The organism is Sphingobium terrigena (genome assembly GCF_003591655.1).
Classification (GTDB): Bacteria; Pseudomonadota; Alphaproteobacteria; order Sphingomonadales; family Sphingomonadaceae; genus Sphingobium; species Sphingobium terrigena.
Map to the genome: position 1 here is coordinate 1 of NZ_QVRA01000057.1, position 6,889 is coordinate 6,889.

General features: G+C 57.0%; 9 protein-coding genes and 1 pseudogene. 6 read left to right on the forward strand and 4 right to left on the reverse strand.

Annotated elements, in window-relative coordinates; all coding sequences use genetic code 11:
• Window positions 1–271: 271 nt before the first annotated feature.
• Window positions 272–781, reverse strand: a complete 510-nt coding sequence (locus D0Z70_RS23945) for a Crp/Fnr family transcriptional regulator (protein WP_119750696.1) — start codon at window positions 779–781, stop codon at window positions 272–274.
• On the opposite strand from D0Z70_RS23945, the gene D0Z70_RS23950 reads away from it, so the two are divergent.
• On the forward strand, window positions 767–1,018 hold the full coding sequence (locus D0Z70_RS23950) for a hypothetical protein (protein ID WP_147418837.1): 252 nt from the start codon (window positions 767–769) through the stop codon (window positions 1,016–1,018). The two genes, D0Z70_RS23945 and D0Z70_RS23950, sit on opposite strands and share 15 nt — an antisense overlap.
• A gap of 111 nt (window positions 1,019–1,129) precedes the next feature.
• On the opposite strand, the gene D0Z70_RS23955 is transcribed toward D0Z70_RS23950, so the two are convergent.
• Window positions 1,130–1,387, reverse strand: coding sequence for a DUF6894 family protein (locus tag D0Z70_RS23955; protein WP_119750700.1), 258 nt, complete (start codon window positions 1,385–1,387; stop codon window positions 1,130–1,132).
• Window positions 1,388–1,635: 248 nt separating this feature from the next.
• On the opposite strand from D0Z70_RS23955, the gene D0Z70_RS23960 reads away from it, so the two are divergent.
• The gene (locus tag D0Z70_RS23960; protein WP_220475707.1) at window positions 1,636–2,433 is read left to right on the forward strand and encodes a histidine phosphatase family protein; all 798 of its coding nucleotides are present in this window, start codon (window positions 1,636–1,638) and stop codon (window positions 2,431–2,433) included.
• Window positions 2,430–3,308 carry an NAD(P)H-hydrate dehydratase gene (locus tag D0Z70_RS23965; RefSeq protein ID WP_119750702.1) on the forward strand — a complete coding sequence of 293 codons (879 nt, stop codon included), beginning with the start codon at window positions 2,430–2,432 and terminating at the stop codon, window positions 3,306–3,308. Before D0Z70_RS23960 ends, D0Z70_RS23965 begins: the two co-directional genes overlap by 4 nt.
• 188 nt (window positions 3,309–3,496) lie before the next feature.
• Here D0Z70_RS23965 and D0Z70_RS23970 read toward each other — a convergent pair whose 3' ends face one another.
• Window positions 3,497–4,348: an SDR family oxidoreductase gene (locus D0Z70_RS23970; protein ID WP_119750704.1), complete on the reverse strand. Its 852-nt coding sequence runs from the start codon at window positions 4,346–4,348 to the stop codon at window positions 3,497–3,499.
• A gap of 134 nt (window positions 4,349–4,482) precedes the next feature.
• Between D0Z70_RS23970 and D0Z70_RS23975 the strand changes: the two genes are divergently transcribed.
• Window positions 4,483–4,938 carry a flavodoxin family protein gene (locus tag D0Z70_RS23975; RefSeq protein ID WP_239019124.1) on the forward strand — a complete coding sequence of 152 codons (456 nt, stop codon included), beginning with the start codon at window positions 4,483–4,485 and terminating at the stop codon, window positions 4,936–4,938.
• A 141-nt stretch (window positions 4,939–5,079) separates the two neighbouring features.
• Window positions 5,080–5,220 (forward strand): annotated as a pseudogene (locus tag D0Z70_RS23980) (cation diffusion facilitator family transporter); the annotation flags it as partial.
• A gap of 21 nt (window positions 5,221–5,241) precedes the next feature.
• Here the strand turns inward: D0Z70_RS23980 and D0Z70_RS23985 are convergent.
• Window positions 5,242–5,754, reverse strand: coding sequence for a hemerythrin domain-containing protein (locus D0Z70_RS23985; protein ID WP_119750706.1), 513 nt, complete (start codon window positions 5,752–5,754; stop codon window positions 5,242–5,244).
• 735 nt (window positions 5,755–6,489) lie between these two features.
• On the opposite strand from D0Z70_RS23985, the gene D0Z70_RS25900 reads away from it, so the two are divergent.
• Window positions 6,490–6,786: a PAS domain-containing protein gene (locus D0Z70_RS25900; protein ID WP_420820407.1), complete on the forward strand. Its 297-nt coding sequence runs from the start codon at window positions 6,490–6,492 to the stop codon at window positions 6,784–6,786.
• Window positions 6,787–6,889: the final 103 nt, after the last annotated feature.

Consider the following 6,889-nt stretch of genomic DNA (forward strand, 5'->3'; position numbering starts at 1 on the left):
GAAATTACCGTGATCTGACTCATCGCACCGTCCTTAGTATCGGTGCAAACACCGGCGCTTGCACCGGTGCCATGTCAAAATATCAGCCAATCACCGCAAGGCGGCCCTCACCGGAGCGATACGATCCAGCAGCCGGATTGGCGCTGATTTGGAAGGACGCAAAAGGGCTTCGCTCTTAGAGCCCATCTTAGGCTCGAGGGATGGCATGACTTCATTTTCAAAGCCGCCGCTCGATTACGAGCCGTGTCTCAGCCGAAGAACCGATGGCGCGCTATTGGAAGACCAATCGCTTCTGTCGATCAGGGACGGTGTCGGCAACAAGGTAGGTCGGGTCGAACTCACCTGCCTGCTTGAGATGGTCCCAGTCATGAATTTTGACGATGCCGCCTCTAACCGTAACCAGGCCTTCGTTTCGCAGGGTTCGGAGGCTCCTGTTCACATGAACGGACGTCAGGGCTGCTGCATCGCCTAGCTGCTCCTGAACCATCGGCAGGTTGAATTCGAGAAGCGGCGCTCCTCGCCCGCCTCCATATCGAATTGCCAGCTCGCAGAGAATGTGAGCGAGCCGTGACCGCGCGTCTTTCCGGCCGAGATTGACCGCCCACTGCATAAGAATGGCGGCATCAAAAATGCAGTCCCTCCAGAATGCCTCTGCGATCGCTGGAAAATCCCTCCCTAACGTCCGTACAGCGGCGTGGGGTACGCGCAGGATCTGTGTATCTGTCAATGCGGTAAGTCCGCCAATCCCGATAGGTCGAACTGCAGAATGGAGATCTGCCATGTCACCTGGGATATGAAGTGCGGTAGTTTGCCGGGTTCCATTTTTTACCTGACCAACCCGCGCGACAAGGCCAGACGCGATATAACAACAATAATCTGTCTCTTCGCCCAGCGGCACAAAATCCTGCCTGGCGCGCACCTCGAACTCGCGCGTTGGAAGGGCCAGAATAGCGCTCTGCTCTTCATGGGTCAGGCGCGAACGCGCCAGCAGACGCTGGACAAACTGACCAAGGTCTGATGGATGTGTGAGGTTGTTGATTTCCTCCTCCTGCCGCTCACTGTCTCTTTGTTGACACGCAACATGCCGATCCTTCCCTCGCCTGCTGGAGATACAGTGCGAGCCTGGTCGCTAGACTGCAGTTGCCCTGCTGTCGGTTATCGTGATGAGCTCCCGGAAATCGATGGTGGCCAAAACCTTCCCCTCGTCATCTGCGACCTCAATATAATGACCAAGGTCAATGGGTTCACCGGCTTTGACATGTTCGGCCATAAGATCGCGAGAGCTGCGTATCGCCTCATCTTTCGCGGCGGCCAGATCCTCGAACTCACGACCGTCCTCATCATAGGTGTCGGCGCTGTTGAACAAATTGAGATGATAGCGGGGCATGGCTCCACAATTCTTGAATTCGTTTCCCGTTCCAGTAGATGAGAGGCAAATTTGGCTAACTTGAATCAACGCATTGCTTCCTGAGGGATAATAGCGTTCGAAAAATGTGGGCTAGCCATGCACGCACGGTCCTCCAGACTATCGTCAATTAATGGCCTTACAATAGGATCTAGGTGCGCCGACCGTGCGGCGTCCGCTGGTAAGCGCCGCAGAGAAAACGTCCATCGACATATCGTAGGAACTGGAAGATGCCGAAAGGCATTGATCTGACCATGAATGATGATCGTCCGCCCTGGCCCTCGCACCTCTGGATTGTACGTCATGGACAAAGCGCCGGTAATGTCGCCCGCGACGCTGCCCATGACGCCGCACTTGATCGCATCGCATTGGAAGGGAGGGATGTCGATGTTCCGCTTAGTGACCTGGGCGTGGAACAGGCCAAGGCGCTTGGTCGATGGTTCGCCAGTGGCGCAATGGGTCCGCTCCCCGATGTGATCCTCTCATCACCCTATCGCCGGGCCGTTCAGACGGCCAAGCTATTTAGGGGCGCGGGCGGCGCTGCAATGCACGAGCCCGTCTGCAGCGACGAGCGGCTACGAGAGAAGGAGTTTGGTATCCTTGACGGCCTTACCACCGGCGGCGTGGCAAAGCTCGAGCCGCAGCAAGCCGCCTTTCGCCAAACGCTCGGGAAATTCTATCACCGTCCGCCCGGGGGCGAGAGTTGGTGTGATGTCATCTTTCGTCTCCGAGCCCTCATGGATACGGTATCTCTTCATTATCCGGGTCAAAGGGTCATGATCTTTGCGCACCAGGTGGTCGTCTTGTGCCTGCGCTACATTATCGAAAATATGGATGAAGCTCAGATTCTGAACATCGATAGCGAGGGGGACGTCGCTAACTGCTCAGTCACTGAATACCGCTTCGATCCACAAGCGGGGCGCCAGGGCAATCTTGTTCTCCAGCGCTATAACGTCGTGGTGCCTGATGATGTGCAGGTTGTGCCGGTGACTGATGCGCCTGATCTTCCCGCGGTTGCCAGGGGATGACCGAAATAGTTGCTCTTGATGGGGATTGGCGCGCCGCCCACCCCCTTCCCAACATCGAGAGCGGCGTCGACAAGAATAGCAGGGGACGCGTCCTTCTGGTCGGCGGGGCGCGCTTCGTTCCCGGGGCACTTGCCCTGACCGGCGAAGCAGTACTGCGCGCGGGTGCAGGCAAATTACAGATGGCCACTGTCGAGGCGGTCGCATTGACTCTGGGCGTATTGGTCCCCGAAGCTGCCATGGTTGGTCTGCCGATGCGCGATGACGGCGAGATTGCTCAGGAGGCCGTAGCGGTCCTGGCCGATCTTGTACCGCAGTGTGATGTGCTGCTGGTAGGACCCGGTATGAGTGCTACCAGCGAGACGGGCCAGTTGGTTCAAGGCCTTCTGGCTCTATCGCCACCGGCCCTTCTGCTTGATGCTGGGGCGCTCACCTGTGCTGATCCGGGCGAACTGGCGACAGCTGCTGCCAGGTTGCCGCTCGTTCTCACGCCGCATCATGGTGAGATGGCCCGACTCATTGGATGCGATCCGCAGGCCATCACTGACAATCCTGCAGCTATGCTAGCCGATCTCGTGCAAAGGACGGGCGCCTTTGTAGCGCTCAAGGGGCCGGAAACCTGGATCGCCGGCCCTGGGACCCCGATACTGCATTTCACCGGCGGCTGTCCCGGGCTCGGCATTGGCGGATCGGGCGATGTTCTTGCCGGCATCATCGGCGGCCTGATCGCCCGGGGGACATCACCCTTTGTGGCCATAGCTTGGGGTGTTTCGATACACGGAGCCGCTGGCCAACTTACGGCGAGTGAAATTGGCACCATTGGTTTCTTGGCCCGCGAGTTACTGCCACAGATACCTCGGCTGCTTGAAACATTCTGACAGCTGCGCACGAACCATGCCGAGCGCCCGAAATTTAATTCCGCTGGCCGATTTTGGGTGCAAGGAGCAGGCATCGACTGCCTGATCTTAATCGGCCCGAATGGATGCGCCCCACGAAGAGCGGACGAAACGCAGCTGGGATCTGAAAATCGGCCATCAAAGGTCGTGAGAGGGGCAGGTTTACGGGTTCATCCATTCACGATCGTCCCACCATTTGGATGCAACACCTGGCCTGACATGTAGCTGGCATCCTCGCAGGCGAGGAAAAGGAAGGCCGGGGCGACCTCATTAGGCTGGCCGGGGCGTCCCATCGGTGTCCCTTCGCCAAAATTCTCCAGTTTTTCCGGGCTTGCACCGCCGCAGGGATTGAGCGGGGTCCAGATTGGCCCAGGTGCGACGGCGTTTACGCGTATCCCATCACTTACCAGATTTTCGGACAGAGACCGGGTGAAGGCGGTGATGGCGCCCTTCGTTGCGCTATAATCCAACAGCTCTGAACTGCCCTGATACATGGTCACGCTGGTGCAATTTATGATGGCCGCGCCCGCCTTCAAATGGGGACGCGCGGCTTGTACCAGGAAAAACATGCCGAAAATGTTGGTCTGGAAGGTGCGACGTAGCTGATCTTCGCTAATGTCCGTTATGTCCTTGTCGGGATGCTGTTCACCCGCATTGTTGACAACAATGTCGATCCTGCCGAAGGCCTCCAGCGTACGAGCGACAATCTCATCTGCAAAGGCGGGCTCGCCAATATCGCCGCAGATCGTAATGGCCTTGCGCCCCTCCATTTCCACGATGCGCTTCGTTTCCGCCGCGTCATCATCTTCCAGCAGATAGACTATCGCTATGTCAGCACCTTCGCGCGCATAGAGCGCGGCGACCGCTCGTCCGATCCCGCTGTCGGCACCGGTGATGATGGCGACTTTTCCGGCAAGGCGATCCGAGCCGTTGAAGCGGGGCTGCCATTGCGGCTTGGGGTTCAGCCTGCTTTCGTGGCCGGGCAGCGCATCCTCATGGATCATTGGGGCGGTATCGCTCATTGCATTATCTCCTTCGCCTCAAGAACACATTGAGAGGTCAGGAGTTCTCTCCATGACAAACGGGCGGTCGCATTCGGCGGGCACCTAGACACGGTTCCCGATCCCAAGGAGATGATCGATGGCCCTCAAAGCCTTTGCGCTCAACCTGCACGCTGAAAGCAGACATTCACAAAGCTAGCGCATCCGATGCCATAATCGCGGTGCTAGCAAAAACCTTCAATCAGCATAACGTGAGAATCAGCGAATTCGTTAGCGTCGCGGCCTCCGATATCAAGGCTGGCGTCACGTCCGACGAAGTCCATGGCGACGCATGGCCGGCGCTTCGCGAGAAAATTCTCGCCCATGGCACATTGATCCTCGGTGGACCGATTTGGATGGGGCAAATCAGCAGCACCGCCAAGCGCGAACTGGAGCGGATGGATGCCTTTCATTCCGACCCCGACCATGAAGGGCGGAGGCTGAGCTACGGAAAGGTCGCGATCGCAGCGATCCCGGGCAATGGGGATGGCGCGCATTTCTCCTCGGCTCAGCCATTTCAGCCCCTGAGCGACGTCAGCTGGACGATTCCCGCCGTTGCCGCCTGCTATTAGGTAGGCTTAGCGATGATGCCTATCGACTTCAAGGATCTGGACAGGACACCGGACCTAGTGACGAAAACCGCCAAAATGGTCGCTGCAATACCGCCCATCTGGCTTGATTGCTCCAGTCCAGCCCTATCCTGGTCGAGCGCCCTGGCTGATCTGTCGGGCAGATCCCGTGAGAACATCGTTCTGCACGATGCACTGTTCGCCAATATCGGGATCGCCATCGCCAAATTCGTGGCGGCGGCCATCAATGCTTCGTCCTCCATGCTCACCGAAGGCGTCCACGCCGCCGAGGCGCGGCGGAAACAACTATGCCGTGACTAGTTTGACGACCGTTGGCTTAGCCGAAGGCAGTCCTGATGTCTTAGCCAGATTAAGCAGTTGCGTCTTTCGGCCGACCATTTGATCGCGCAGTGCGACTAAATCAACATCGGTTTTGCGACATTGGGCAAACATGCCCTCCGACGGCATTTCCTCTTCATGAACATGATGTTTGATTTCTTCAGAGAGAACTTTGACCTTGGCGTCATAGAAATCATCGTCGGGAGAGCCTGCCTCGATGTCGTTGATCAGGACCTTCGCACCATCATGCTCGACATAAGCTTCGTCGAGGGTATCATCCTCGATCAGACCGCGGAAGGCAGGATAGAAGATCTCCTCCTCGATCAACGTGTGGACCTTGAGCTCGACGCAGATTTCCTGTGCCAAGGCCTGCTTCCGCCCCGCGGAAGTCGATTTCTCGAATTTCTCGAACAGGTCTTCGACCTTTCGGTGGTCTGCCTTCAGCAAAGCGATCGCATCGGTGAACTGTGGCTCTGCCATCTTCGGCCTCCTTGGTTATAAAGTAAGAGTAAAATCTGCACGATACACGTTGGTTCCCAGCAAACGACTCGCAATAAAGGTTGTCGCCATCCATAGATTTAGCGCTTATGCCACCGATGGCGACGTACCAGCCCTCAAAAGCTTCGCCACAAGCCTCGTGCCGATCGTTACAGGCCATCTCAACATGGCCAGGGGTTTGAAAGAACTCAATCCTCCGCCGACCGAACGTAAGCGTCGCCAGCATGCAATGCCGATTGCGCGCCATTAAATTCTGACCATTTAGGTTCGCTTTCGTGACAGCGAATGATAAGCAAAGTGGTGTGCCCCGCGCTCGAGCACGCGGCTTCGGTTGCATTGCTTCTTATCTCCACCAAAGCATTCGTCGTAGAGTCGCAGAAGGATGATAAACCCACGCCTTCACCGGCCATGGACTATTGATCTGGAACGAGCGAACTCGCGAGCGGTCTCGCTTTGCTTTCTGCTGTTGCTGGATAATGCAGCATGAAATCCCAGACATGTTTGCTGAGGTGCGCTCGCTGTATCACATCGTCTGTTCGACCTAGACATAATGGCTCTGTTATTCGCGATGTGATACGAACGCGATCGAAAGCACGGCCCGCCCGCCAGGTTCTTGTTCAGATCGGAATGCTCTTGCCTGTCCAGACTATTAACGGATGCGACTACCACCATATGGCGTTTTTGTGAGCACACGAGATGACGGTGCCCTCTGATCAGATGACGGATCCTGCGCAATTCGCTTTGCAGGGACAACGGCTGCGAGACGAGTTGATACGGTCAAGCCGCCACTCGCCGCTCGCCACTATCGTGACGGATGCGAGAGCCGAAAACGCCATCATCGCTGTCAATGATGCCTTCGAACGGTTAAGCGGCTACGCTGAGTCCGATGTGATCGGCCAGAACTGTCGTTTGCTCTCTGGGGCGGCGACTTGTCCAACATCTCGGGCCATGATGCGCCAAGCTATCGAAAAGGGCCGACCGGCATTCGTTACCCTAAGGCCTGTGGACAATTAGGGGATTCCCTTTTCCGCGCAGATCGGATTCAAGACTGGCGAAGGGAGCGCCATCTTGGATCGACACGGATTAAGCGACGAGCAGTGGGAGCGGGTCCGTCCGT